The sequence below is a fragment of the Burkholderiales bacterium genome, from assembly GCA_036262035.1.
GTDB lineage: Bacteria > Pseudomonadota > Gammaproteobacteria > Burkholderiales > SG8-41 > JAQGMV01.
This window is the reverse complement of record DATAJS010000013.1, coordinates 395,979-421,748: the sequence shown is the minus strand read 5'-3', so window position 1 is coordinate 421,748 and position 25,770 is coordinate 395,979. Positions and strand designations below refer to the sequence as shown.

The window sequence follows — 25,770 nt, the reverse complement described above, 5'->3', positions numbered from 1 at the left end:
GGCAGGGGGCGGTGCACGCATGTTCGCACGACCCGAATTTCCGTGGTCTGGAAAGCGCGAAATGCGTGTGCTACGGTTGACCGCAACGACTCGGAGGTGAGCCATGAGCTACGTCCCGACGCTTCAGCGCACCGCAGGACAGCCGGAGCCCATCGCGGCGAACGGCGGCCTGTCGTACATGTCGTTCGAACGTGACGGCGACGGGGGAACCGCCCGGGCGCTTCAGGACGCGCTCGCCCAGATCGCCGACGGCGAGAACCAGCGCGTTGCCGACAGGATCCACAGCGCGCCGCCGGGCGCCCCGATCGAGACCCAGTGGGGTCTCGGGTTCCGGACGAACGCCGAGTGCATGGACCACATGCGCAGGAACAACCTCCTCGAGGCGCCCGAAGGCGGCTTTGCGGTGCCGCTGCCGTATACGGTCCACGAGCGGCACACCTATACCGTCGTCCCGTCCAACGCCATCTGGCGCGATCCGGCACGTCCCGAAGTCGCGGAGCTTCTGCGTCAGAACGAGAAGAACAACAAGCGCCGCGACCTCTGGTTCCCTCAGGTGATGCGCGACGCGCGACGCATCGGCGAATACTATCCCGGCCTTTCGCCGACCAGCGCCGAATGCATGGACCGGCTCGGTGTCTCGCTCGCGCATCTCGAGTCGAAGTGCTCGAACTTCTACGATTCGGCGGAGGTGGAGCGCGTGTACTACCCCGAGATCGAGAAGCTCCTCCTCGAGTTCTTCCCGGACGCGACCGATGCGCTGGTCTACAACCACGACGTCTTCGACAAGGATTACACGGGCGACCGCACGGAGAACCAGGACAGGAGGAATCCGGGGGTGAACGCGCGTTATTCGACGCTCGTGCACAACGATCTCAACGACAACAGCGGCCGCGTGCGCTGCCGCGAGCTGCTCACCAGGAACCTGCGCAACTTCGGCCGCGAGCAGCACTACACCGAAGCGGAGGCCGACGAGAAGATGTCGCGGCGGTTCGTATCGATCAATCTCGCCAAGCCGATGGAGACGGTCGGTCAGTTTCCCTTCGTGCTCTGCGCGTGGCCCTCGTTCGCCGACCAGCCGTACATCACCAACTACCGCATTTACGACGACCGCGTCGGCGAGACCACCCGTTTCACCTATCGCCCCGACCACGAGTGGTACTGGTTTCCCCAGCAGAAGCCGAACGAGGTCTCGATGCTGAAGTGCTACGACTCGGTGACCGACGGCTCAGTCTCGCGCTGGTCTTTCCACACCGCGTGCATCGACCCGACCGCGCCCGCCGACGCTCGCAATCGCAGGAACTGCGTGGTCCGGGCTTTCGTGTTTTTCTAGGACGACAGGAGCGGACGGCGGAGGTTCGAGCGCGTACCCGCGGCGGCGCGGACCCTGCGCCACAGCTTGTCGTGCAGCGGAAGGAGGAGCACGTTGCAGATGGGCTCGACCACGGCGGCGACGCCGCCGACGGTGGCGGAGCCGGTCATGGCGTACATGACGCCGAACGCGACGGTCATATGCAAGCCGACCTGGCTTGCGCCTTGTGCAACGGTGAGCATGATCGTGGTCCTGTGATAGAAGCGAGTATGTTAAGGCGCGCGCCGCGAACGATCCAATTGAATGATCTGAACGGCGGGATAGCGGACCTCTATCGATGAGCACGCACCGTGCGGCGTGGATCGTGGGCGTAGTGCTGTTGGCGGTCCTCTCGCCGCGCGGAGCCCCGGCGCAGAATGCACCGGTTACGATCGGGCCGATGACCCTCGCCGTGCCGGCGGCCTGGACGCCGGTCCCCAACGCGGTCTCCGGGCTTGTCCAGTACAACGTACCCACGCGCTCGGCGTCCGGGCAGGCGGTCGTCAGCCTCACCGCCGCGCCCCATGGCGGCGCTACCCTTGCGGCCGGCCATCAGGCGCTGTGGGCCAATCTCGTGCGCAACACCGGAACGCCGCAGGAGCAGCGCAGCGGCCAGTCCGGCCGCTTCGTCTGGTCGGAGATGCGTGTCGTCGACGCCCGCAACGCGCAGCAATGGCACCGCATGTACAGCACGCAGGAGGGCAGCGTTCACGTGCTCGTGAGTATCGCAGCGGACGCAGCAGCAGCGTTTGCGTCGACGCTGGCCGCGGTGGAACCGATGCTGGCCGGCGCCCGCTTCGGCGCGCCGGCGACTGCTGCCGCTGCGCCGGTCGCGGCGCCCGCTGCGACGTCTGTCGGAAGCGTCCCGATCGTCGAAGCGCACGTGCACGTCGACATCCGCGCCGTCACGGCCACTTCCAACGTGCTGACCGATCACATCCTCTTCTTCGGCAACGGTATCGTCGCGCGCGAAGGCGTCATCACCGGCCCGCGCGAGTGTTACGCGCTGTACGACGTGCGTCAGCTCGCCAGGCTGCCGTTCAACTACGGGCGCTGGCGCGAGGACAAAGGCGCGGGCATCGTGCAGATCCAATGGCAGGAGGGACCGCCCTGGACGCTGAAACGCGAGGCAGGCCGGCTGAGCCTCGGCGGCAAACGGCTGCTCGTGCTACGGCCGCTCGACGGCCTGCGTCTGGACGGGGTGTACGAGTATCGGCCGGTCGGCAGCCCGCCGTCCTCGATCGAGCTTCGGCCGGACGGCCGCTTCGAAGCCGTGAACCTCGCCGAACGGATGGGCTGTCCGACCCAGGCGCGGCCCGGCGCACTGGCCGGCGCGGGCCAGTATGAAGTCCGCGCATGGACCTTGATCCTCCGCTTCGCGGGAGGCCAGGTCACGCCGCTGCCGCTGCACGTCGAAGCGGGCGAAGACCTGCGCCAGGTCCAGCGGTTCGGGCTCAACGGGCACGAGTTCGTGCGGCGGCGCTAGATGAACATCCTCCGACTCCCGGACCTGGGCAGCGGCAGCGGTGAGGCCGAGGTGGTGGTCTGGCTCAAGGCCGTGGGCGAGCGCATCGTAGTGGGTGAGCCGGTGCTGGAGGTGCAGTCCGACAAGGCGAACGTCGAGGTGACAGCGACTGTCTCGGGCACCCTGGCGCGCGTGCTGGCGCAAGAAGGGCAGATCCTCAGGCCGGGCGATCCTCTGGCAGAGATCGCCGAGGCGTGACAGCGCTCCCGATACTTCCGCTGGCGGAGGCGCAAGGCTTGAGCGAAGGCCTGCGCCTCTACGGCTGGATGGCGCTCTCACGCGCGCTCGACGAAGTCCTGTGCGCCGCCAATCCGCGCTGGTTCCCGAGCGCCGGAGAAGAAGCCACGATGGTCGGTGCGTTCTGCGATCTGCGTGCGGACGACGCCATCGCTGCGCACTACCGCGACCCGTTGGTGATCTACATGATGCGCGGCGCGGAGATGGCGCGGCTCGCGGCGCAAGTCCTGGGAAAGGTCGGCGGCTACAACAAAGGCCGCTCGGTGCCGTTCACCGGTCCCGTGGATCTGCACATCGTTCCGTGGGTCGCAGGCGATCTCGGCACCAGTCTCGGAATCGCGACCGGCGCGGCGCTCGCTTTCCAGCAGGAGGGATCGGACCGCATCTGCGTGTGCAGCTTCGGCGACGGCACGGCCAATCGCGGCGACTTCCACGAGAACCTGAATCTCGCGGCAAGCTGGCGGCTGCCCATCGTCTACGTCTGCCAGCACAACGGCTGGGCCATCTCGCAGCCTGCGTCGGACTATCTACCGGCTCCAGTGGCGCATCGCGCAGCCGGATACGGCATGCCTGGCGTCGAAGTCGACGGCAACGATCTCGACGCCGTGCGCCGTGTTACCACAGAGGCAATCAAGCGAGCGCGTGAGGGTAAAGGACCGAGCCTGATCGAAGCGCGCACGTGGCGCGCCAAAGGGCATTGGGCCGCGGACCCACAGGACTATCGGGGAATCCACGCGGACATGCCCATGGCGGATCCGCTCGTCCGATACGGCGATCAACTGATCCAGCGAGGCGAAGCATCCGCGAGCGACCTGGAGAGATTGTGTGATGCCGCGCGCGCCACAGTCATGTCGATGCTCGCGACGGTGAAGGCGTTACCGGACACCGGTGAAGCGGAGCTGGGTCTGGACGAGATCCATCCATGAGCGCCGAGCCGAGCCCGCGGCTGACTCACATGGAAGCGATCGTCGAAGCGATCGCGGAGGCGATGCGCGATGATCCGCGCGTCTTCTACATCGGTCAGGATGTCGGCGCCATGGGCGGATCCATGCAGGGCACCAAGGGTCTGCTGGAAGAATTCGGCCCGACACGGATCCGCGAGGCGCCCATATCGGAGTCCGCCATGGTGGGCGCCGCACTGGGCGCGGCGCTCTTCGGCCGGCGGCCCATCGTCGAGATCAGCTTCGGCGAATTCCTGCCCGCGGCCATGAACCAGCTCATCAATCAGGCGCCCAATCTCCATTACATGACCGGCGGCGCCGCGCGCGTTCCCGTCGTCGTACGCACTCGCGTGGGTGACGGCCCTTACGGCGGGCACCCCCAGGATTACTCCGCGTGGTTCGCGCACGTGCCGGGATGGAAAGTCGTCATGCCCGCCACGCCGGCGGACGCGAAGGGAATGATGACGGCGGCGATCCGCGACGACGGTCCGGTGCTGTTCTTCGAGGCGATGAGCCTCTCTCACGCCGCGCGCGCACCCGTGCCCCGCGACGCTTACGAAACGTCGATCGGCAAGGCGCGCATCGCGCGCGAGGGTCGCGACGCGACGGTGGTCGCGGTGGGCAGCTCGGTTCCACTGGCTCTGCGCGCTGCCGATGAGTTGGCTCAAGAGGGCATCGAGCTCGAGATCCTCGATCTGCGCACGCTGCGTCCGCTCGATCGCGACGCCATCGTCGCGTCCGTGCGTCGCACGCGCCGGCTGATCACCGTGCACGAGGCGTGGGTCGCCGGAGGGATCGGCGCGGAGGTGGCGGCGTGTGTCGCGGAGGAAGCGCCCGAGCTCTTGCTTGCGCCGGTCGTGCGCATCGGCGCCGCGCCGGTGCCGGTGCCCAGCGGCAAGGTGCGTCCCCACGCGCTGCCCAACGTGCGCCACATCGTCGATGCCGCCCGCCGCGTGATGGCGAGCACCCGCGCATGACGGATAGGGTCAACGGCGTGCCGGTCGCACGGCGCATACCGCTGCGCGGCATACAGCGCGTGGTGGCCAACCGCACCCTCGCGGGCATTCAATCCACCGCGCATGTCACAGCGATGGCGGAAGTGGATGCCGAAGCAGCGTTGGCATACGCGCGAGAGCTGCGCGGTTCAATTCCTGGCTTGACGCTCACCCATCTACTGATCAAGGCAGCGGCCGCCTGCCTGCGCAAACATCCACGCCTCAACGCGACGATCGAGGACGACACTGTGATCGAGTACGCCGAGGTGAACGTTGCCGTCGCGCTGTCACTTCCCTCGGACGATCTCTTCGCGGTGGTGATGAAGCGCGCCGACGAGCGCTCGCTGGCTGAGATCGTGACGCAGCTACAGACGCTGCAGCAACGAGTGGAGGCGGGCGCCCTCTCCAAGGAGGATGTTCAGGGCGCAACATTCACCCTGAGCAATTACGGCATGCTGCGCACCGTGACCTGGGCGACACCGGTGCTCACGCCGGGGCAGGCTGCCGTACTCGGCATCGGCCGAGCCGCACCGCGGATGGCGGTGGATGAAGCGGCTCCCCAAGGCTGGAGCGTGCGGCGCGTGCTCCCGATCTCGCTTACTTACGACCACCGCATCGTGAACGGCGTCCCGGCGGGCCGCTTCCTGGACGATCTGGTGGAGGTGCTTCGGCAATGATGGTTATCGCCCACAGGGGTGCCTCGTCCTACGCGCCCGAAAATACTCTGGCGGCTTTCGATCTGGCTCTCGAGATGGGCGCGCGTCACATCGAGCTGGATGTGGCCCTGACCAGCGACAGCCACACCGTCGTCATCCATGACGACAAGGTGGACCGGACCACGAATGGCAGCGGACTGGTGACGAGCCATACGCTGGCAGCGCTGCGGGCGCTCGATGCGGGGTCGTGGTTCGGACCGCAATTCGAAGGCGAACGGATTCCCCTATTCGATGAGGTGCTCGCTCGATACAAGGGACGGGCACACGTACATACCGAGATCAAGGGAAAGTCCGAGTCTCTCTCGCAGCGAACGGTCGACCTGATACGCAAGCACGGCATGGAGCAAGAGGTCACCGTAACCTCGTTCCAGAGCGTGCGGCTCGAGGAGACGCGTGCGTATGCGCCCGAGTTGCCGATGGGCTGGCTGGTGAGAGAGGTCAACGACTCGATCATCGCGCAGGCGCACGCCATCGGCGTCACCCAGTTTTGTCCGCGAGCCGACACCGTGACGCCGGAGTTGGTCGATCGCCTTCATGCCGATGGCTTCGTCGTGCGCGCCTGGGGCGTCGCCACCGAAGAACTCATGCAACGTCTCGTGCAGGCCGGCGTCGATGGCATGACCGTGAACTTCCCCGACAAGCTGATCGCGTATCTGGAAGCCCACGACTGCGTTTGGGAGTGAACCGCGGCTTTCAAGCCGCCGTGCGCCCGTTGCTGGTCAGAAAGCGCTCGATATCGTCGGCGAACACGCGCTCGGAGTCGTCCTGCGGCGCATAACCGATCACCTGCCGCGCGTTGGCGATGCTCCAGCATGAGCGCGTATTGTCGGACACGCCGTAGAAGCAGTGCCACGGCACGCCGTCGGCGTTGCGGATGTCGGGCGTGTCGATCGACTTCATGTAGAGCTGCTGCAGGTCGCGCTCGCTGATGTAACCCGCCAGATCGCGCTTGTAGCTGGTCTGGTTGCTCGCGAGCTTCGCGCCGTCGACCGCGCGCGGGACGACGATGCGGATGTGGATGCTCTCGACCGGCCTGCCGAAACGGCCGGTGGCGAAGATGAAGCCGAGATTCTCGTAGGCGATCTTCGCCCAGCCGTAGAAGTTGTCCGACAGCGGATAGGTCGTGTGATCGCACGAATGCATGCGGCCGTCGTGCAGCTTGGTTTCGTACCAGTCGGTGGCGTGGTTCGAGCTCGCGGTGACGACGCGCGTGACGCCTTCTTCCTGGGCGAGGCGAAACACGTGATAAGCCATGTCGATCGAATCGCGCTCGACGTAGTAACCGTCCAGATCGCCCGGCGGCCGGTCCTCGAGCCACTGCCGCGGTGCGCCGGTATTCACGCCCGGGCGAGTGCTGCGCGTGTTGTGAACGATCGCATCGACGCCCTTGAAGTGCTCGCGGTAGCTGTCGATGTCGGGATTGACGAGGTCGACCTCGATGATGTCGTCGATGTCGTCCGGCTTCTTGCGGTCGAGCAGCACGAGGTCGTAGCGCTCGCGGAACACGGGCAGGAGCTGGCGCGAGAGATAGCCGGCTGCGCCGGTGATGAGGACACGTTTGCGGGCCATTTCAATTCACCTCGCGCGGCATCTTGGCGTCGATCGCCACCTTGCGCCATTTCACGATCTCATCGCGGACGAACCTGCGCACTTCCGCGGTCGACTTCACATCCACTTCGACGCCCGTGGCGGTCAGGATTTTCAGCGTCTCGGGGGAGCGCATGTAGGCGGCGGTCTCCGTATACAACCTGTCGACGATCGCTTTCGGGGTCCCGGGCGTGATGGCCAGCGTGTACCAGTTGGACGCATCGAAGCCCTTCACGCCGAGCTCGTCCAGCGTCGGCAGGTCGGGGAGCATGGCGCTGCGCTTCAAGGTGCCCATTGCGAGCGGCTTCAACTTGCCGGACTTGAAATGCGGTTGGGAAGGCAGGATGGGCGCGATGCTCGCGTGCGTCTGACCGCCGATGACATCGACAAGCGCCGGGGCCGTGCCCTTGTACAACACGATGTTGAGCTGCGTACCCGACAGCGTTTGCAACAGCCCGGTGGCGAAGTACTGGAATCCGCCCGAAGTGCTGAAGATGACCTGACCCGGCCTGGCTTTGGCGACGGCGAACAACGCTTTCGCCGAATCGACCTGCAGCGACGGACCCACCGACAGCACGGTCGGCCCCGAGCCGAGCCCGATGATGAACTCGACCGCTGTCTGCGGATCGTAGGGCAGCTTGCGAACGGCGGGATTCATGGCGTATGCGGCGGACAGGACGATCAGGGTATGCCCGTCCGGATTCGCCTTCATGACGTATTCGGTGCCGATGGCGCCGTCGGCGCCCGGCCGGTTGTCCACGATGAAGGTCTGGCCGAGCCGCGCGCCGAGGTCGGTGGCGATCATGCGCCCCAGGATGTCGTTGGTGCCGCCGGGTGCGAACGGCACGATCAGCCGTACCGGTTTGGTGGGATAAGTCGATCCTTCCGGTGCGGCCGCGCCGTGCGCCGACACATAAAGAGACAGCCCCGCGAGCGCCAGGGCAACACGAATGCCACGTAGCAATCTCATCTGCTGCTCCTCCTGCTTCGGTTGTTGACCTTAGAGGCGGGCCGGAATACTTTCGACGGCACAGCACGATCGAAACCACAACGGAGGAAGCCATCATGGCGAAGTCGGTTGGTGTTGTCACGCGGCTGTCGGCTGCTGCGCTCGCGGCAAGCCTATCCGGAACGGCCGTCGCCCAGTCGTACCCGACCAAACCGATCGAGCTCGTGTCGCCGACTTCGCCCGGCAGCGGCACCGACATCTATGCCCGCGCGCTCGCGGACATCGTCCTGAGGAACAAGCTGCTGCCCCAGCCGTTCGTCGTGCAGAACCGCACGGGCGGCGGGGGCCTCATCGCCTACAACTACTTCCAGACCAAGCGGGGCGATCCCTACGTCATGCTCGCTGCGACCGGGACGATCGCCATCATGGCGGCGCGGGCCGACGTGAACATCGGACTCGAGAACTACACGCCGCTCGCGCTCTTCGCCGTCGATCCGCAGACCATCATGGTGAACGCGGACCTGCCGTACAGGACGTTGAAGAACCTGGCCGAAGCGGCGCGCAAGGCGCCCGACACCATCGTCGGCGCCATCACCAACCCGCTCGGCTCGGGGCGCATCGTCATCCACGAGCTGGAGAAGCTCGCGCCGGGCGCGAAGTTCAAGTTCGTCACGTTCAAGGGCGGCGGCGAAGCGCTGTTGTCGGTCGCGGGCGGTCATACGCATTTCACCACCGAGAACCTGAGCGAAGGCCTGGCGCTGCTGGAAGCGAAGAAAGTGCGCGCGCTCGCGATCACCTCGCTCAAGCGCATGCCGCAGTTGCCGGACCTGCCGACTGCGACGGAGGCGGGATACAAGATCGACGAGGGAACCATCCGCGGCTTCGTCCTCCCGGCGGGGGTGCCGAAGGAGACCGCTGCGATGATGGAGGGCGTGTTGAAGCGCGCGTACGAGTCGCCGCAATGGAAGGAGCATGCGCGCAAGTACTATTACGAGGACCGTTACCTCGCGAGCGCGGAGTACTTGAAATTCCTCCACGAGCGCGTGGGAAAGTACAAGGCGTTCTTCGCCGCGGTCGGTGCGCCCGGAAAGTCTGAAAAGTGATGCTCAGCCGCCGACCTTCACCCCCGCCAGCTGCTCGTACACCTTGACGAGCGACGAGCCGTCTTCCTTGCTGAATCCGGCGGCGCGCCCCATCTGGTAGACCTGCTGCGACACGTTGGCGAGAAAGAGCGGTACGCCCAGCCGCTTGGCGAAAGCGGTTTCGAGCTCCTGGTCCTTGAAGGAGATGTCGAGCGTGCCGCCCGGCGTGAAGTTGCGTGCGATGATCCGCGGCACGCGGTTCTGGAACTGCACGCTGTTGCCGGTGCTCGCGCTCACGACCTCGTAGATCTTCTTCGCATCCAGGCCGGCTTTCGCGCCGAGCACTCATGCAGATGACGATGTCACGCGGTTGCGCGTTGCGGACGAAACGTTGTCGCCGAAGATCACTGCTTCGGCCTGATCGGCGGTTTCGACCAGGCAGATCGTGCGCCTGCACTCGGCGGCGGCCGCCGCCGGCGTATCCACGACGCGCGCGCCTGCCGCGGCCAACGGCGCGACCCGGGCCGGGTCGATGTCGTGGACGATCACCTCGAAGCCTGCCTTGACGAGGTTCAACGCCATCGGCCCGCCCATGGCGCCGACGCCGACGAATCCGACTTTTCCGGTCATGACGATCTCCTCTCGCGTTCGAACGGTGCGGCGTATTGTGAACGGATTCCGTCATCGGACAACACCACAGGCAAGCTGCGGATACGCGTTTGATAAGCTACCGACAGCGGCGGCGCGCCGGGCGCGCCATCCATTCAACGGAGGAAGATATCGTGCCGAATGTCAACGGACCTCTCTATTACGAGCGCATGGGCCGTACGGGCCCGGTGATGGCCTTCGTTCATCCCAACCCGATGGACCAGTCGTGCTGGATCTACCAGATGGCGCGGTTCTCGACATGGTTCCGCTGCGTGGCGATCGACATTCCGGGTTACGGGCGCTCTCCCGCCGGGACTGCGGAAATGTCGCGCTTCGACATGGCGCAGGCGCTGTGGGAGGCGCTGGACGAGAGCTGTCCGGGCGAGCCTGCGGTGCTCGTCGGCTGCTCCGTCGGCTCTTCCCTCGTGCCGCACATGTACAAGCTCAGGCCCAGGCAGACCAGGGCGATGATCGTCTGCGGGACCGGTTATCGCGGGCCCGAAGAGGTGTCGCCGCACATCCAGTTCTACAAGGACAACGGTCTTCGCTATCGCTGGGATTTCACCTTCAAGGATTTCAGCGCTGCGTTCAACGCTACGCCGATGGCTTCGTATTTCGCGACGCTCTTCACCGAACGGGATGCCTACGCCGACCTGCCGACCATCCTCACGCAACTGGCCGCGCCTCGGCCCTCGGAAGAATTCTTTCGCACGATCGATTGCCCGACGATCATTCTTTCGGGCAGCGAAGACGGCGCGCATCCAGGCGCGTTCAAGCTCCAGAAGCTCATCCCCGGCTGCGAGATGAAGACCCTGCACGGCGCCGGGCACGCCTGCCAGCTCGAGCAACCGTGGCTCTTCGATCAATACATGATCGAATTCCTGAAGAAGCACGCGCTGTTTCCGGCCGGATAGAGGCGAGAGACCTTGAAAACCATCGGACAGTTCTGGGACGATTCGATCGTCCCTGCGATCACCGAATACATCCGCATCCCGGCCAAGTCGCCGCATTTCGATCGCGACTGGCAGAAGCACGGTTACATCGAAGCGGCGTTGCAGCTCGCGATGGAGTGGTGCGAGACGAATCCGCTCGAGGGCATGAAGCTCGAAGTGGTGCGCCTCGAAGGCCGCACGCCGGTGCTGTTCGTGGAAGTCGAGGGCGACACGTCCGAAACCGTCCTGATCTACGGCCACCTCGACAAGCAGCCCGAGATGGTCGGATGGCATGACGGCTTTGGGCCGTGGGAGCCGCGCATGGTCGACGGCAAGCTCTACGGGCGAGGCGGCGCGGATGATGGCTATGCGGTGTTCTGTGCCTTCGCCGCGCTGAAGGCGCTGCAGGAAGAAGGCCGCCCGCACGCGCGCTGCGTGATTCTCATCGAGTGCTGCGAGGAGAGCGGCAGCTACGACCTGCCGGCGTACCTCGATCATCTCTCCGCACGGATTCGAAAACCCGATTTCGTCGTCGGCCTCGACTCGGGCTGCGGCAACTACGCGCAGCTCTGGGGAACGACCTCGCTGCGGGGCTTACTGAACGGCGTGTTGACGGTCGAGGTGCTGACCGAGGGCGTCCACTCCGGCGATGCGAGCGGCGTCGTGCCCACGAGCTTTCGCATCGCCCGCGCGCTGATCGATCGCATCGACAACGTCAGGACCGGTGTGGTGAAGGAGAAAGCTTTCCACGCTGCGATCCCGACGCAGAGAGTGGAGCAGGCGAAGCGTGCCGCGGCGGTGCTGCGAGACGAGATCTGGCGCAAGTTCCCGTTCGCCGGCAATACCCGCCCGATGCACAAGAGCCGCTCGGAGCTGGTGCTGAACCGCACCTGGCGCCCGATGCTCGCCGTTACCGGTGCGGACGGCCTGCCCGCGCCGGCCAACGCCGGTAACGTGCTGCGGCCGAAGACTCAGCTCGTCCTTTCGCTGCGCCTGCCGCCGACGGTCGATGCGGCGGGCGCCGGAGAGAAGATGAAGCGGCTCCTCGAGGACAATCCGCCCTACGGGGCGAAGGTCAGCTACGAGTACGGCCAGGCCGCCAGCGGCTGGCACTCGCCGCAGCTCGCGGGCTGGCTGGAAGAGTCCGTCGACGCCGCTTCGAGGAAGCACTACGGACGGCCGGCGATGTGGATGGGCGAAGGCGGCACCATTCCGTTCATGGCGATGCTCGGGGTGAAATTCCCGCAGGCGCAGTTCCTCATCACCGGGGTGCTCGGCCCGCATTCCAACGCCCATGGCCCGAACGAGTTTCTGCACATCGCGTATGCAAAGAAGCTGACAGCGTGCGTGGCGGACGTGCTCGGCGCGCACGCTGCGCGCTGAGCACGAATCGAACAGCACGGTCGTGTCCGCGGCTGACCGCTCCGCGGTTACCCGCGCGCGCCGATCTTGTCCTGCGTCCTGGTCGCGAAATCGCCGGCGTCGTGGCGCTCGTGCAATTGCTCTTCGGGTGACCCGCTGGTGCGGTTGACCATGCGCCCGCGCTTGACGGCGGGACGCTCGCCGATCTCTTTCGTCCAGCGCGCCACGTTCTTGTATTCGTGCGTCTGCAGGAACTTGCGCGGGTCGTCGTAGGAAGCGCCGTTCATCATGCCGTTGCCGTACCACGGCCAGATCGCCATATCGGCGATCGTGTATTCGTCGCCGGCGACGTATCGATTGTCCGCAAGCTGCCGGTCGAGCACGTCGAGCAGGCGCTTCACTTCCATGGCAAAACGGTCGATGGCGTATTTGATCTTCACCGGCGCGTAGGCATAGAAATGCCCGAAGCCGCCGCCGACGTAGGGCGTCGACCCCATCTGCCAGAACAGCCAGTTCAGCGCTTCGGTGCGCTTGCCGTGGTCCTTCGGCAGGAAGGCGCCGAACTTTTCCGCGAGGTAGAGCAGGATCGCGCCGGATTCGAACACCCGTTGCGGCGTCGGCCCGCTGTAGTCCATCAGCGCCGGGATCTTGGAATTCGGGTTCACGCCGACGAATCCGCTGCCGAACTGGTCGCCCTTGCCGATGCGGATCAGCCAGGCGTCGTATTCGGCTCCGCTATGGCCGGCGGCCAGCAACTCCTCCAGCATGATCGTCACTTTGACGCCGTTGGGCGTCCCTTGTGAGTAAAGCTGAAGCGGATGCTTGCCGCGCGGCAGCTCCTTGTCGTGCGTCGCGCCCGCGATGGGACGATTGGTGCTGCTGTAGCGCCAGTCGGGGCTGTCGCTCTTTTCCCAGACCCAGACTTCCGGCGGCGTGTATTGAGTGGTGTCGGTCATGTTGGCTCTCGCGTGTCGACCGGTTGGCCGAATGCGTAGAGTAGATCACTTCAGGGCCGAACTACGAGCTTGCGCCCCGCACCCTCACCCGGATAGACGCGGCGATTCGCGCCCGGATAAGCGTAGCCGTTGATGAAGACGCGGCGGGCGTGCCTCGAACGATTGGGCTTGCTGCCGTGCACCGTGTAAGGTCCCAGGAAAAGCACCGACCCCGGCTCCATCAACAGCGGCAGCGATCGTCCGTCGAAGACCGCATCCAGCGGAGAATGGTGTTCCTTCAGGAATTGATGGCCCTCGCGGCCGCTGCCCGGAACCACCAGCACGGGTCCGTTCTCCTCGTTCATCTCGTCGACCGCCATGAGCGTCTGCACGAAGCTGCCGCGGCCGTTGACGTCCGACCACAGGTCGGTGCCGTAGCGGCGATGGTCGCTGTCCTGGTGCCAGCCGAACCCCACGCCGTCGGCGGGCAGCTTGAAATGGGCCTGGCAGATGAGCTGGTCCATCTCAAAGCTGCCGAGGAGCTGGCTCGAAGGCACCGTGAGCCGCTCGTCGGCGCCGTACTTCAGCAGGATCGGCTCCGCCGCCCCGCACCAGACGATGCGGTTGATCCTGTGATTGTTGACGACGAAGTACGCGCCTTCGATCATCTGCGGCGCGGTCAGCTTGATCGCCGTCTCGCGCAGCCGATCGAAGGCTGCGCCGATCTCGCGGATCTCGGTCTCGCGAAAGACGCCGGGCAATACGACATACCCTGCGTCGTAGAATTCGTCGATGTGGGATTGGGTCAATCGAAGCATGACGTATGGGTTACGAAATAAAGGAGCCGCCTTGAAGATCGCTGTCATACACGATTACTCAGATGCATTGCGCAAAACGCGTGCCTACGAAAAGCTGAAGGGCCACGAGGTCGTGGTCCATACCGACGCCTACACCCATCCCGACCGGGTCGTGGAGCAGGTGGCGGGCTGCGATGCGCTGGTGCTCACGCAGCAGCGCGTGCCGCTCACGCGCGCGGTGATCGAGAAGCTGCCGCAGCTCAGGTTCATCAGCCAGACCGGCGGCAACGTCTATCACATCGACGTCGCGGCCTGCAGCGAGCACGGCATCGCGATCTCCGCGCCGACCCGCGGCGGGGGGCATGACAAGAATCCGTATTCCAGCACCGGCGAGCTGGCGTGGGGCCTCATCCTCGCGTCGCTGCGCCACATTCCCTTCGAGGTCGAGCGCTTGAAGCAGGGACACTGGCAGTCGACCTCGGGCACGCGCTTGTACGGCAAGACGCTGGGCATCTACGCGTTCGGGCACATCGGGGCGGCGGTGGCGCGCGTCGGCAAGGCGTTCGGCATGAACGTGGTGTGCTGGGGCCGCGAGGGCTCGCTCGCCCGCGCGAAGGCCGAAGGCTTCGCGGTCGCGACCAGCCGCGAAGCGTTCTTCGAGAGCGCCGACGTGCTGAGCCTGCATCTCATCGGCGGCAAGGAAACGCGCGGCATCGTGACCGCCGCCGATCTCGCGCGCATGAAGCCGACGGCGCTGCTCGTGAATACCAGCCGCGCGCCGATCATCGCGGAGGGCGCGCTGGTCGAGGCGCTGAAGAAGGGCCGGCCCGGTTTCGCGGCGATCGACGTCTACGAGAGCGAGCCGGTCGTCGGCGCCGACCATCCGCTGCTGAAGCTACCGAACGTGATCTGCACGCCGCACCTCGGCTACTGCGAGGACGACCAGTACGAAAGCATCTACGGCGGTGCGGTCAAGCGGCTGCTCGCGTACGCCGAAGGCAAGCCGATCGACGTGATCAATCCGGAAGCGCTGAACAAGGGATGAAGGTCGTATGTTCGCTGCTGATCGCGCTGGCGGTGATGCTGGCGGCCTGCGGCGACGAGGTTCCGAAGCTGCCGAAGCTCGCGACGACCGACGTCGTCGTCGCGTTCGGCGACAGCCTCACCTACGGCACCGGGGCCGACGAAAGCGAGAGCTATCCGGCGGTGCTCGGCCAGTTGATCGGACGCACCGTGGTGCGCGCCGGTGTGCCCGGCGAGACGACCGCGCAGGGCCTCGCGCGGCTGCCGGAGGTGGTCGACGAATATAAACCCCGGCTCGTCATCGTGTGCCTGGGCGGTAACGACATGCTGCGCCAGGTGCGGGACGCCGAGATCGCGCAGAACCTTCGCAGCATCATCAAGACGCTGCAGGACAAGCAGATCGTCGTCGTGCTCATCGGCGTGCCGAAACCGGCGCTCATCACGAGCGCCCCGGTGTTCTACGCGGATCTCGCGAAAGAGCTCGCCATACCCTACGAGGGCAAGGTCTTGGCGAGCGTGCTCCAGTCGAACGAGACGAAATCGGATCCGATACACCCCAACGCCAGGGGTTATCGCCGCATGGCCGAGGCGATCGCGCAGCTCCTCGAGAACGCCGGGGCGATCTGATCCGCTAACGCGGCGTCGTGTGCTTGCGGATGAATGCCTTCATGCGGTTCAGCGCCTGCGCGGCATACGGCGCATCGGGCTTCCCGGTCATGAAGCCGTGGTCGGCGCCTTCGTAGAGCTGCAGCTCGGCCTGCCCGCCGGCCTTGTTGTAGTCGGCGACGAAGCTGCGCATGAGCTCCACCGGCACCCACTCGTCCTTGTCGCCGCCGAACACAAGCGCAGGCGGCAGCGCGCATTTCTCGCCGCGCTTGAGCATCGTCGGCGGCGCCGCCTCGGCGTGCGCCTCTTCGGTCAGCCAGAACGTGTTGTGTTTTTTCACCAGCTCGTCGTCGCCGCCCTTCTTCGCGAGGTTGTAGCGCAGCAGCGGGTCGAGCACGCCCCAGCCCGAGATCACCCAGGCCTGCGTCGCATCGACGCCTGCCGGGCCCGGCAGGACCGTGTAACGCGGATCGGTCGGCCGCATCGCGGCGAGCAGGACCTGATGCCCTCCGCTCGAGGTGCCGAACGAGCCGACCCATTCCGGTCGGCTGCCGAACGAGCCCGCATTCGCCTTCAGCCAGCGGATGCCGAGGTTGATGTCCTGGATCGAGCCGGGATGAGGCGCCACCGGCGGCATGCGAAAGTCGATCGATGCGACCAAGATGCCGCTTGTCGCCAGCGCCTTCGCCATGAAGTCGTTGTCCGTGCGGTCCTTGCTGGTCCAGGCGCCGCCGTGCACCTGCAATGCGGCCGGGAACGGCGTCGTCGTTCCCTGCGGCCGGTAGAGGCGGGCAAGCATGCCCGGCTGGTATTCGACGTCCTCGATGGTGATGGCGTGGCTGATCGTATCGGGCATGGTGTCCTCTCTCCAGTTGACTACATCCGCACGATGCCGACATCGTTGTCGATGTCGACATGCGTGCCAAACGGTTTCGACAGGCGCTGGTAGCGTTCGAGAATTTCCTGCGCCACTTCGCCGTCGGCGAGCACCGGGCGTCCCTGCTGCCAGCGCGGCTTGCCGTAACCGACATCCACCGGGAATATCCGGATCTCTCTGAGCTTTCCGCTCTCGAATTTCACCCGGTGCATGCCGCTCTGCCAGTTGTGCGGCGTCACGCCTTGGCCCTTGGTGGGTGTGCCCGCTTTACCCGGGCCCACGCCCTCATAGCCCGCGCGCTTATCGTAGAAATCCGCCGGCGTGCTGTTCCAGGGGAGTCCCTGATGACTGTAATGCTCCTGCGGCTCCAGCAGCACCGTATCGTTCTGCAGGATGAAGTCGCCGAGCCCGTAGAAGATCGGGCGTCCCTTGTAGATCTCGATCCCGCGGTCCTGATGCGGGCCCGTGCCGACAAGAACGTCGGCGCCGGCGTCCACCATCGCATGGAACATGGCGATGGCGTGCTCCTGCGGCTCGTCACCGGGAATGTCCTGGTTGTGCATCGCTACGACGACCCATTGCGCCATGCGCCGGGCGTCCTGGATGCGCTCGAGCATGCCGTCGAGATCGGGCTTGAACGGCACGATCCGCCGCTCGATCTTGTCGCCCAGCGTGAGCTTGAGATAGTTGTGCGGCGGATTGGAGAATCCCGTGAGATGGATTTCGGTGGCCGTATCGGGCGGTGACTGGTGGCCGTGCGGGCGATGCTCCTGCGACTTGTGCAGCATCCCGAGCTGGGCGCCGATACGCTGCATGTGCTCGAACGTCGCCTTGTCGACGGTGTATTCGGTGCAGTGACGCAGCAGGTTGGCCCCGGGCCGGCCCTGGAAGTCGCGGCGCTGATCGGCTGCGCGGCCCCACGGGAACAGCGTGGTGGTGCCGGAGAGCAGCGCGATGCGTCCCTTCGCGGTTTCGAGATACGCGGGTGCGCGCGCTTCGGCGAGATTGCGGCCGGTGCCCGCATGCACCACGCCGTACTTGTTCAGGTTCTCGATGTTCCTGAGGATGCCGCCTTCGCCGAAGTCGATCGAATGGTTGTGGGCGGTGGACATCATCTGGAATCCCATCCACTGCAGGTCGGCGATGAACTTGGGATCGCAGCGCATGAACGTGCCGGAGCGTTTGTCGGTCGGCGCGTGCTCGTAGTCGTGGAAGAGCATCTCGAGGTGCACGTAACGCACGTCGGCTGCGCGTATGTGCTCCACCAGCTCGAGATAGCGCGGCTCGGTGTACATGCTGAGGCCCTGGCTGATCAGCGCCTCCCCGGCAAGCGCGATGTCGATATCGTTCTTTTCCGAGGCGTACAGAGTGCGTTCGTAGTTGCGTTTCGAGTCCATGAGCTCCCCCGTAGACAAGTCAGGCGCGACGACCGACACTTGAGCCATGACTACAGTGTCCCACGTTCCCGTTCCACCCGTACTCGAAGCCGCACGCCGGCTTGCCCCGATGGTTCGGGAGCACGCTGCCGAGATCGACGCGGCTCGCGAGCTCCCGAAACCGGTCTTCAACGCGCTCGCCGACGCCGGCCTGTATCTCATGTGCGTGCCGCGCGCCGTCGGCGGGCTGGAGATCGACTTTCCGACCTATCTGGAGGTCATCCACGAGATCGGCAAAGCCGACGCCAGCACCGCGTGGACCATCAGCCAGGGCGCGAACTGGTCGACGTATTCGGCCCGCATGTCACGCGAAGCGGCGCGCGAGATCTGGATCGACACGCCGCGCAGCGCGGTCTCGAACACTCCGGCCGCCACTGCCAGGGCCATCGTTGTGCCGGGAGGCTTCCGCGTCACCGGGCGCCAGCCGTTCAGCACCGGGATCATGCATGCGTCGTGGATAGCGTCCCACGCCCAGGTGATCGAAAACGGCGAGGTGCGTCTCAGGAACGGCAGGCCCGAATCGCGCTGGTGCCTCATTCCCCGCGCGGAAGTCGAGGTCATCGACGCGTGGCACACCAAAGGCATGCGCGGCACCGGGACGAACAGCTTCGAGGTGAAGGACGCCTTCGTGCCCGAGGCGCGAACGGTGTTTTACACCGGCGCACCGATCGTGAGCCCCGGCCCACGCTACAAGATCCCGATCACGCTGGGGTTCGGCGCCGGCGACGGCATGGTGGCGCTGGGTGTCGCGCGCAACTGCATCGATGCCTTCTTCGAGGTGGCCGGCTCGAAGGCGCCACGCAACATGACAGGCCTGCTGCGCGATCAGGCGATCTCGCAGATGGCCGTCGGCAAGGCCGAGGCGGCTTTAGGCTCCGGGCGCGCTTATCTCATGCAGGTGGCGCGCGAGGTGTGGGACGAGGCGACGTCGGATGCGCCGGCGCTGAGCCTCGACGTCCGCACCAAGCTGCGCCTGGCGTCTACTCACGCAATCCATCTGGCCTCGAAGATCGTCCATAGCCTCTACCAACTGTGCGGCGCGACCGTCGTTTTCGACGGCCACGTGCTCCAGCGCCTGATGGCGGACATGAACGTGATCACCCAGCACAGCCAGGCGCGCCTCGCCCATTACGAGATCGTGGGCAAGCATCGCCTGGGGCTCGAGGTCGACGAATCGCGGCTATAGCTTGAGCAGGCGCGCCGGGTTGTCGCAGAGGATCGCCGTGCGCTCCTCGTGAGTCAGGCCGGGGATCGACTCGACGAAGTCGACCGGCTTCATGACCGCCATGCCCTGCGGGAAATCGGTGCCCGTGACGATGCGATCGACGCCGACGAGATCGATGAGGTAGCGCATCATCACCGCGTCGTGCGTGATGAGGTCGTAGTGGAAGCGGCGCAGGTACTCGCGCACCGGTTTGCCTCTCATGTGCGAGAGCTCGGGACTCAGCCGGATTCCCGCTTCGAGGCGCCCGATCAGCCACGGGAACGTTCCTCCGGCGTGAGGCAGGAACACTTCCAGCTTCGGAAATGCATCGAGCACGCCGCCGCACACCAGGCTCATCGCGGCGTAACCGGCTTCCTGCGGATTGCCGACGACGTTGAGCATGAAGTGGTCCTTCATGCGCTCGGCGCCCGTCGGGTAGAGGTTGGTCAGAAAGAGCGGCAGGTCGAGCGCTTCGGCGCGCTCGTAGATCGGCCAGAACGCCTGCTCGTGAAGATTCCTGCCGTTGATGTGCTCGGCGATGAACACCGCGCGCATGCACGGGTGTTTCGCCATGCGGTCCAGCTCCTCGCACGAGAGCTTCACGTCCTGCATGGGCAGGACGATCGTGCCGTAGAAGCGATCCGGATACCGGCGGTGAGCTTCGACGCACGCGTCGTTGTGAGCGGCCGCGAGCTCGAGGCCGAAGCCCGGCGGCGCCCAGTACATCAGCGGGTTCGTCATCGACAGCGCGTACGTATCGCACTTGCGATCGTCCATGTCCGCGATGATGTCCTCGAGGTTCGTCATCTTCCGGCGCATCGTCGATTTCTGGGTGCAGCCCGGCACCGATTCGACGACGGGGTTGCCGTGCTCGTCCTCGCCCATCACCGCCCCGTTGGCCGGGCCTCTCTTGATCATCAGTTCGACGAACTCGCGCGGATACCAGTGCACGTGCGCGTCGATGACTCGGGGATAGGGACTCTGCATGGCGTGCGTCCTTCTGCGCGATCCGGGGGTGCATCGCTGCTAGCATATCGCTAAGATCGGTATTCCGACCGAACCAGCTCGTAAGGGATCGAGATGGACACTGCAGCGGCGGCGACCGGAAATGTCGAGGTTTCACGGCGTCTGGATTTCGATGCCGTTGTGATCGGTGCAGGCGTTACAGGGCTCTATCTGCTCTACCGTCTGCGCGAGCTCGGACTCAAGGTGCGCACGTTCGAGGCCGGCAGCGGGGTCGGCGGCACCTGGTACTGGAACCGCTACCCCGGCGCGCGCTTCGATTCCGAAAGCTGGACTTACGGGTATTCGTTCTCGCAGAAGCTGCTCGATACGTGGGACTGGGGCGAGCATTTCGCCGGCCAGCCCGAGACCGAGCGCTATCTCAATCATGTCGCGGACATGTTCGATCTGCGCCGCGACATCCAGCTCAACAGTCGCGTCAGCGCCGCCCGCTATCGTGAAGACACCCGAAGCTGGGAGATCGTGCTTGAAAATGGCACCCGCCATACGACGCGCTTTCTGCTCGCTGCGATTGGCGTGCTCTCGGCGGCGACGATGCCGAGCAACATCCCCGGTATCGACTCGTTCAAAGGCCGGTCCTGCCACACCCACCACTGGCCGAAGGAAGGCATCGATTTCGCCGGAAAACGCGTCGCGATCATCGGCACCGGCGCAACCGCCGTGCAGGCGATCCAGGAGATCGCGAAGACCGCGGGTCGGCTGACCGTTTTCCAACGCAACGCGAACTGGTGCGTGCCGCAGCACAACGGCCGGATCTCCAAAGAGGAGATGCGCGACATACGCGCCCGCTATCCCGAAATCCTCGCGCTGTGCCGCATGACGCCGAGCTGCTACGTCCATGGCCCGGACCCGCGCGCGACGCTCGAAGCGACGCCGGAGGAACGCGCGGCGCTCTGGGAAAAGCGCTATGGCTCGCCGGGCTTCGGCTTGTGGCAGGGGAATTTCTACGACTTCCTGACCGACCGCGCCGCCAACGCGCTCGCCAGCGAATTCATCGCGAACAAGATTCGCAGCCGCGTGCACGACCCGGTCGTCGCCGAAAGGCTGATCCCGAAGAACCACGGCCTGGGCACGCGCCGGCCGCCGCTCGAGAACGGCTACTACGAGGTCTTCAATCAGCCCAATGTCGAGCTCGTCGACATCAACGAGACCCCGATCGAGCGGGTGACGGCGGCCGGCCTCAAGACCAGCCGCCAGGAATACGAGCTCGACATCATCATCTACGCGACCGGCTTCGACGCCATCACCGGCGCCTTCGACCGCATCGACATCCGGGGCGTCGACGACGTGCGCCTGAAAGAGGTCTGGGCCAACGGGCCGCAGACCTATCTCGGCGTCTTCGTCCAGGGCTTTCCGAACATGCTGATGGCGATGGGGCCGCATGGCGGGCTCGGCAACTACACGCGCACCGCGGAATACAGCGTCGAGTGGGTGACCGGCGTCATACGGTACGCGTCGCAGCGCGGGCTCACCCGGATCGAAGCCACTGCCGCCGGTGTCAGCGAATGGACCGAGCACGTGCTCGCGCTCGGTCAGGGGCAGCTCGTGAACGAGGTCGCCTCCTGGATGACCGGCGTCAACCGCAACGTCGAGGGCAAGCAAACGCCCAGGATCATGCGCTACAGCGGAGGACATCCGGCGTATCGGGAGCATTGCGACGCCGTCGCAGCGGGAGGCTATCGCCAGCTCGCGCTGGCTTAGGTCGGCGAAAGATGGTCGAAAGATCGGTCTCGGAGCTCGAGGCGTCTCTCCGCCGCCTGCCTTACACCTACCGCATCCCGCCCTCGGCGCTCGATCAGCTTCTCGAGAGCTACGCCTCGCACACGCAGATCGAGGATGCCGCGCAGCGCGAGAACGCGCAGCGCAGCTTCCTGCTCGCCGCGATCCTCGGTTACACGCGGCCCGAGCTGGCGCTGAAGCCGGGGGAGGGCATGCAGGTGTCGGTCTTGATGCAGACCGCGCTCACGATGCCGATCAGGACCGGAAGCCTAGTCAGCACCGCGGCGCAGCGACGGCAGACACTGGACGAGTTGCTGGGCGAGATCGAGCAGGACACGTACGCGCCCGAGGATCGCGACTATTACCGCCGCCTGGCGCTGTCGCACTTCATCAGGGAACACGCTGCCGACCCGCGCATTCTGGAGGTCGAAGAACCGGGAAAGCCGATCGAGTACCTGAACGAAGACGAGCTGTGCTGCCCATGCTGCGGCGCCGAGGACGTCGACAACAGCCGGCGAATCTCGCCGCAATCGGGCAACTCGGGCGATTTCGTCACCTTTGCGTGCAGGCAGTGCGGCTACTGCGAGGACAACATGGACGGGGACACCGCGGCGGGGCAATGCGCCTGGGCGAAGAGGCGCAGATGAGCATCCGGGGAAACCCGTAAAGTCAAAATGGGTCCCGGATCTCTGTCCGCTGGCGCGGACGTCCGGGACGACGCGACAGCGCCGCGTCGGCTAATCCAGGCGTGCGCCGGATTCCTTCACCACCTTCGCGTAGCGCGCGCTTTCACGCTCGATGTAGGCGACGAACTCCGCCGGGGTGTTGACCACCGGCTCCACGCCGTACCCGAGGAATTTCCCGGCGAGATCCGGCTGCTTCACGACCGACACCACTTCGGCGTGGATGCGAGTGATGATCTCCCTGGTCGTTCCGGCCGGCACCATCACGCCGTTCCACGAGGTCGCCTCGACCCCGGGCGCGCCCGCTTCCGCGGTGGTCGGCACTTCCGGCAGCAGCGCGGAGCGCCTCGAGTTGGCAACCGCATAAGCCTTCAGCCGCTTCGACTTCAGGTGCGGCACGATCGGCGCGATCGTCGTCGACATGAACTGCACGTTGCCTGCGAGCAGGTCGGGAATCGCGCCCGAGATGCCTTTGTACGGGACGTGCACCATGTCGATCCCGGCCACGCTCTTCAGCATCTCCACCGCGAGCTGATTCGCGCTGCCGTTGCCGCTCGATGCATAGAGAATCTCGCCCGGACGCCGGCGCGCGAGCGTGACGACATCCTGGAGCGTGTTCGCCGGCAGAGAGGCGTGCGCGACGAAGACCTGCGGCAGGACCGCGACCAGCGTGACGGGCGCGAAATCCCTGAGCGGGTCATAGGGAAGCTTCTTCACGAGGCTCGCATTGATCGCGTGCGTCGTCGCGGTGCCGAGCAGCCACGTGTAACCATCGGCCGGCGCTTGCGCCGCGAGATGCGCGCCGATGACCGTGCCGCCGCCGCCGCGATTGTCGACGATGACTTGCTGCCCCAAGCTCTTCGAGAGTCTCTCGGCGATCGTCCGCGCGACGATGTCCGCGCCGCCGCCCGGCGGCAGCGGTACGATCCAGCGGATCGCGCGGTTGGGGTAGGAAGACGACTCGGCGCCGTGGGCAGTCGCTGCGGCGAATGTGACATACACGCTCGCCAATACGTGGACTGCGTGTCGCGGCACGCCGCCCGGTTTCTTTACAATCATCGCACCCCCATTGCACAAGGATCTTCCATGTCGCAATCGAACGCGCTCAGGCTCGCGGTACTTGCCGGCGACGGCGTAGGTCCGGAAATCACCGCCGCAACGGTCGAGATCCTTCAGGCGGCGGCGCAGCGCGCGAACCTTCCGCTCGATCTCGAAGAGCTGCCGGTCGGCTACAAATCGTACAACAAATGGAAGAGCACGCTCACCGAAGAGACCGTCCAGAAGCTGCGCGGCCACACCGGCTGGATACTCGGTCCGACGTTCGCGGGTGAATATCCGAAGGACGATCCGATCCGCGGACATCCTTCGGGTTATCTGCGCAAGAACTTCGGCCTCTTCGCGAACGTGCGACCCGTGAAAGCATGGCCGCAGTTGAGCCCGCTGATCGCCGATCTCGACGTGACGGTGATCCGCGAGAACACGCAGGGCTTCTATCCGGACCGCAACATGTTCTGGGGCTATGGCGAGTTCCTGCCGACCGCCGATGTCGGTATCTCGGTGCGCGTGGTCACGACCGCGGCGTGCGACCGCTTCGCGCGCTTCTCGCTCGAATACGCGACGGCGCTGGGGCACGAAACGCTGTCGATCCTGCACAAGCGCACCGCGTTGCCGCAGACCGAAGGGCTTTTCATCGGCGCGTTCGAGAAGCTGAAGGACGAGTTCCCGAAAGTGAAGACCGAGGTGGTGCGCGTGGACACGTTCAGCTCGTCGCTGCCGCGGGATTACAGGAAGTACAAGCTCGTCGCGACGACCAATCTCTTCGGCGACATCGCGTCCGACCAGGCGTCGGGCCTCGCCGGCGGTGTCGCGGTGGCGCCGTCGCTCAACGCCGGCACCGATCAGGCGATGGCACAGGCAGTGCACGGCACCGCGCCCGACATCGAGGGACAGAACCTCGCCAATCCCACGGCGCTCGCGCTGTCGACGGCGATGCTGCTGCGATGGTTCGACCAGAAGAAGCCCGATCAGCGCTGCCGCGATACCGCGGCGCACATCGAGCGCGGCATTCAGGGCGCGAGGGAGGCGGGGGCGCTCACGCGCGATCTCGGCGGCCGCACGTCCACGACCGATTTCACGCGCGCGGTCGTCAAGGCGATCGAAGCACAGTGATGGGCGCAGTGTTGCGCTACGCAGCGTGTCTGGCCGCAGCGCTGGGGTGCACGACGGCGGCGCATGGGCAAACCGCTTATCCGCTGAAGCCCATCCGACTGGTCGCGCCGTTCCCGCCGGGCGGCGGCACCGACTTTCTCGCGCGGCTTTTCGGGCAGAAGATGAGCGAGACGCTGAGCCAGCAGGTCGTCGTCGACAATCGCGGCGGCGCGGGCGGCACGATCGGAACGGACATCGTCGCGAAAGCGCCGCCGGACGGTTACACGATCATCCTGGTGAGCGCCAGCCACGCGATCAACCCGGGCTTGTATCCGAAGCTGCCTTACGACTCGATCCACGATTTCGCACCGATCACCCAGATCGCGACGTCGCCCGGCATACTCGTCGTGAATCCGTCGCTGCCGGTGAAAACGGTGAAGGAGCTGATTGCGCTGGCGCGCGCGAAGCCCGGCCAGATCAACTACGCGTCCGCGGGCAGCGGCACGCCGCCGCATCTCGCCGGCGAGCTTTTCAAGCTGATGGCGAAGATCGACATGGTGCACGTGCCGTACAAAGGCAACGCGCCGGCGTTCACCGACGTGATCGGCGGACAGGTATCGCTGATCTTTCCGACGATGCCTTCGGCGATGCCGTTCATCAAGTCGGGGAAGCTGCGGCCGATCGCGGTGACTTCCGCGAAGCGCTCGCCTGCGGCGCCCGACATCCCGACCATCGCCGAGTCCGGTCTGCCCGGTTACGAAGCGACGTCGTGGTACGGCATCCTCGCGCCCGGCCGCACGCCGCGAGAGATCGTCGCGAAGCTGCACGAGGTGCTGGTCTCGATCATCGGCGCGCCGGACATGAAGGACAAGCTCGCGGCACAGGGGCTCGACCCCGTCGGCAATACGCCGCAGCAATTCGCGGCGATGATCAAAGCCGAGATCGCGAAATGGCTGAAGGTCGTCAAGGCGTCCGGCGCGAAGCCCGAATGAACGAA

28 protein-coding genes are annotated in these 25,770 nt (G+C 65.6%); 17 read left to right on the top strand and 11 right to left on the bottom strand.

The genetic code is table 11. The features are described 5' to 3' along the window. Positions 1 to 103 precede the first annotated feature (103 nt). Positions 104 to 1,330, top strand: coding sequence for a CmcJ/NvfI family oxidoreductase (locus tag VHP37_17480; protein ID HEX2828150.1), 1,227 nt, complete (start codon positions 104 to 106; stop codon positions 1,328 to 1,330). On the opposite strand, the gene VHP37_17475 is transcribed toward VHP37_17480, so the two are convergent. Next, a complete protein-coding gene (locus tag VHP37_17475) occupies positions 1,327 to 1,551 on the bottom strand; it encodes a DUF2061 domain-containing protein (protein HEX2828149.1) in 225 nt (74 codons plus the stop codon). The two genes, VHP37_17480 and VHP37_17475, sit on opposite strands and share 4 nt — an antisense overlap. 95 nt (positions 1,552 to 1,646) lie before the next feature. Here VHP37_17475 and VHP37_17470 point away from each other — a divergent pair, with 95 nt between their 5' ends. The 6 genes from VHP37_17470 to VHP37_17445 are packed head-to-tail and all read left to right on the top strand — an operon-like array spanning position 1,647 to position 6,445. Further along, positions 1,647 to 2,834, top strand: coding sequence for a hypothetical protein (locus VHP37_17470; GenBank protein ID HEX2828148.1), 1,188 nt, complete (start codon positions 1,647 to 1,649; stop codon positions 2,832 to 2,834). After that, on the top strand, positions 2,835 to 3,071 hold the full coding sequence (locus VHP37_17465; protein HEX2828147.1) for a biotin/lipoyl-containing protein: 237 nt from the start codon (positions 2,835 to 2,837) through the stop codon (positions 3,069 to 3,071). Positions 3,072 to 3,109: 38 nt separating this feature from the next. Further along, on the top strand, positions 3,110 to 4,036 hold the full coding sequence (locus VHP37_17460) for a thiamine pyrophosphate-dependent dehydrogenase E1 component subunit alpha (protein HEX2828146.1): 927 nt from the start codon (positions 3,110 to 3,112) through the stop codon (positions 4,034 to 4,036). Next, positions 4,033 to 5,028, top strand: a complete 996-nt coding sequence (locus VHP37_17455) for a transketolase C-terminal domain-containing protein (protein HEX2828145.1) — start codon at positions 4,033 to 4,035, stop codon at positions 5,026 to 5,028. The genes VHP37_17460 and VHP37_17455 overlap by 4 nt, the downstream gene beginning before the upstream one ends. Next, on the top strand, positions 5,025 to 5,723 hold the full coding sequence (locus tag VHP37_17450) for a 2-oxo acid dehydrogenase subunit E2 (protein ID HEX2828144.1): 699 nt from the start codon (positions 5,025 to 5,027) through the stop codon (positions 5,721 to 5,723). Before VHP37_17455 ends, VHP37_17450 begins: the two co-directional genes overlap by 4 nt. After that, positions 5,720 to 6,445, top strand: a complete 726-nt coding sequence (locus VHP37_17445; protein ID HEX2828143.1) for a glycerophosphodiester phosphodiesterase family protein — start codon at positions 5,720 to 5,722, stop codon at positions 6,443 to 6,445. The genes VHP37_17450 and VHP37_17445 overlap by 4 nt, the downstream gene beginning before the upstream one ends. A 10-nt stretch (positions 6,446 to 6,455) precedes the next feature. Here VHP37_17445 and VHP37_17440 read toward each other — a convergent pair whose 3' ends face one another. Together VHP37_17440 and VHP37_17435 are read right to left on the bottom strand one after the other, a co-directional pair. After that, positions 6,456 to 7,331 carry an NAD(P)-dependent oxidoreductase gene (locus tag VHP37_17440; GenBank protein ID HEX2828142.1) on the bottom strand — a complete coding sequence of 292 codons (876 nt, stop codon included), beginning with the start codon at positions 7,329 to 7,331 and terminating at the stop codon, positions 6,456 to 6,458. A 1-nt stretch (position 7,332) separates the two neighbouring features. Next, on the bottom strand, positions 7,333 to 8,319 hold the full coding sequence (locus VHP37_17435) for a tripartite tricarboxylate transporter substrate-binding protein (GenBank protein HEX2828141.1): 987 nt from the start codon (positions 8,317 to 8,319) through the stop codon (positions 7,333 to 7,335). A gap of 95 nt (positions 8,320 to 8,414) precedes the next feature. On the opposite strand from VHP37_17435, the gene VHP37_17430 reads away from it, so the two are divergent. Beyond that, positions 8,415 to 9,401, top strand: a complete 987-nt coding sequence (locus VHP37_17430; protein HEX2828140.1) for a tripartite tricarboxylate transporter substrate binding protein — start codon at positions 8,415 to 8,417, stop codon at positions 9,399 to 9,401. Positions 9,402 to 9,404: 3 nt separating this feature from the next. Here VHP37_17430 and VHP37_17425 read toward each other — a convergent pair whose 3' ends face one another. Beyond that, positions 9,405 to 9,725, bottom strand: a complete 321-nt coding sequence (locus VHP37_17425) for an NAD-binding protein (GenBank protein HEX2828139.1) — start codon at positions 9,723 to 9,725, stop codon at positions 9,405 to 9,407. Next, positions 9,726 to 10,010, bottom strand: coding sequence for an NAD(P)-binding domain-containing protein (locus tag VHP37_17420; protein HEX2828138.1), 285 nt, complete (start codon positions 10,008 to 10,010; stop codon positions 9,726 to 9,728). Positions 10,011 to 10,162: 152 nt separating this feature from the next. Between VHP37_17420 and VHP37_17415 the strand changes: the two genes are divergently transcribed. Further along, positions 10,163 to 10,942 (top strand): alpha/beta hydrolase, encoded by a 780-nt coding sequence (locus VHP37_17415; protein ID HEX2828137.1) that lies wholly within the window; start codon positions 10,163 to 10,165, stop codon positions 10,940 to 10,942. Between the two features lie 12 nt (positions 10,943 to 10,954). Further along, the gene (locus tag VHP37_17410; GenBank protein ID HEX2828136.1) at positions 10,955 to 12,343 is read left to right on the top strand and encodes a M20 family metallopeptidase; all 1,389 of its coding nucleotides are present in this window, start codon (positions 10,955 to 10,957) and stop codon (positions 12,341 to 12,343) included. Positions 12,344 to 12,390: 47 nt separating this feature from the next. On the opposite strand, the gene yghU is transcribed toward VHP37_17410, so the two are convergent. Together yghU and VHP37_17400 are read right to left on the bottom strand one after the other, a co-directional pair. Continuing rightward, on the bottom strand, positions 12,391 to 13,278 hold the full coding sequence (gene yghU / locus VHP37_17405) for a glutathione-dependent disulfide-bond oxidoreductase (GenBank protein ID HEX2828135.1): 888 nt from the start codon (positions 13,276 to 13,278) through the stop codon (positions 12,391 to 12,393). 50 nt (positions 13,279 to 13,328) lie between these two features. After that, positions 13,329 to 14,075 (bottom strand): phytanoyl-CoA dioxygenase family protein, encoded by a 747-nt coding sequence (locus VHP37_17400; protein HEX2828134.1) that lies wholly within the window; start codon positions 14,073 to 14,075, stop codon positions 13,329 to 13,331. A 31-nt stretch (positions 14,076 to 14,106) separates the two neighbouring features. On the opposite strand from VHP37_17400, the gene VHP37_17395 reads away from it, so the two are divergent. Next, positions 14,107 to 15,099 carry a D-2-hydroxyacid dehydrogenase family protein gene (locus tag VHP37_17395; protein ID HEX2828133.1) on the top strand — a complete coding sequence of 331 codons (993 nt, stop codon included), beginning with the start codon at positions 14,107 to 14,109 and terminating at the stop codon, positions 15,097 to 15,099. Beyond that, positions 15,096 to 15,704: an arylesterase gene (locus tag VHP37_17390; GenBank protein HEX2828132.1), complete on the top strand. Its 609-nt coding sequence runs from the start codon at positions 15,096 to 15,098 to the stop codon at positions 15,702 to 15,704. The genes VHP37_17395 and VHP37_17390 overlap by 4 nt, the downstream gene beginning before the upstream one ends. Positions 15,705 to 15,708: 4 nt before the next feature. Here VHP37_17390 and VHP37_17385 read toward each other — a convergent pair whose 3' ends face one another. Next, entirely contained in the window at positions 15,709 to 16,539 is an 831-nt protein-coding gene (locus tag VHP37_17385; GenBank protein ID HEX2828131.1) for an alpha/beta hydrolase, read from the bottom strand. Positions 16,540 to 16,559: 20 nt separating this feature from the next. After that, positions 16,560 to 17,957, bottom strand: coding sequence for a CapA family protein (locus tag VHP37_17380; GenBank protein ID HEX2828130.1), 1,398 nt, complete (start codon positions 17,955 to 17,957; stop codon positions 16,560 to 16,562). Between the two features lie 109 nt (positions 17,958 to 18,066). Between VHP37_17380 and VHP37_17375 the strand changes: the two genes are divergently transcribed. Next, positions 18,067 to 19,182: an acyl-CoA dehydrogenase family protein gene (locus VHP37_17375; protein HEX2828129.1), complete on the top strand. Its 1,116-nt coding sequence runs from the start codon at positions 18,067 to 18,069 to the stop codon at positions 19,180 to 19,182. On the opposite strand, the gene VHP37_17370 is transcribed toward VHP37_17375, so the two are convergent. Further along, the gene (locus VHP37_17370; protein HEX2828128.1) at positions 19,177 to 20,187 is read right to left on the bottom strand and encodes an amidohydrolase family protein; all 1,011 of its coding nucleotides are present in this window, start codon (positions 20,185 to 20,187) and stop codon (positions 19,177 to 19,179) included. The two genes, VHP37_17375 and VHP37_17370, sit on opposite strands and share 6 nt — an antisense overlap. Before the next feature lie 93 nt (positions 20,188 to 20,280). Between VHP37_17370 and VHP37_17365 the strand changes: the two genes are divergently transcribed. Both VHP37_17365 and VHP37_17360 read left to right on the top strand, forming a co-directional pair. After that, on the top strand, positions 20,281 to 21,924 hold the full coding sequence (locus VHP37_17365) for an NAD(P)/FAD-dependent oxidoreductase (protein ID HEX2828127.1): 1,644 nt from the start codon (positions 20,281 to 20,283) through the stop codon (positions 21,922 to 21,924). An 11-nt stretch (positions 21,925 to 21,935) separates the two neighbouring features. Further along, the gene (locus tag VHP37_17360) at positions 21,936 to 22,589 is read left to right on the top strand and encodes a hypothetical protein (protein HEX2828126.1); all 654 of its coding nucleotides are present in this window, start codon (positions 21,936 to 21,938) and stop codon (positions 22,587 to 22,589) included. Positions 22,590 to 22,679: 90 nt separating this feature from the next. Here VHP37_17360 and VHP37_17355 read toward each other — a convergent pair whose 3' ends face one another. Continuing rightward, positions 22,680 to 23,627, bottom strand: a complete 948-nt coding sequence (locus tag VHP37_17355; GenBank protein ID HEX2828125.1) for a tripartite tricarboxylate transporter substrate binding protein — start codon at positions 23,625 to 23,627, stop codon at positions 22,680 to 22,682. 84 nt (positions 23,628 to 23,711) lie between these two features. On the opposite strand from VHP37_17355, the gene VHP37_17350 reads away from it, so the two are divergent. Both VHP37_17350 and VHP37_17345 read left to right on the top strand, forming a co-directional pair. After that, on the top strand, positions 23,712 to 24,794 hold the full coding sequence (locus VHP37_17350; GenBank protein HEX2828124.1) for an isocitrate/isopropylmalate family dehydrogenase: 1,083 nt from the start codon (positions 23,712 to 23,714) through the stop codon (positions 24,792 to 24,794). Continuing rightward, positions 24,794 to 25,765: a tripartite tricarboxylate transporter substrate binding protein gene (locus VHP37_17345; protein HEX2828123.1), complete on the top strand. Its 972-nt coding sequence runs from the start codon at positions 24,794 to 24,796 to the stop codon at positions 25,763 to 25,765. The genes VHP37_17350 and VHP37_17345 overlap by 1 nt, the downstream gene beginning before the upstream one ends. Positions 25,766 to 25,770: the final 5 nt, after the last annotated feature.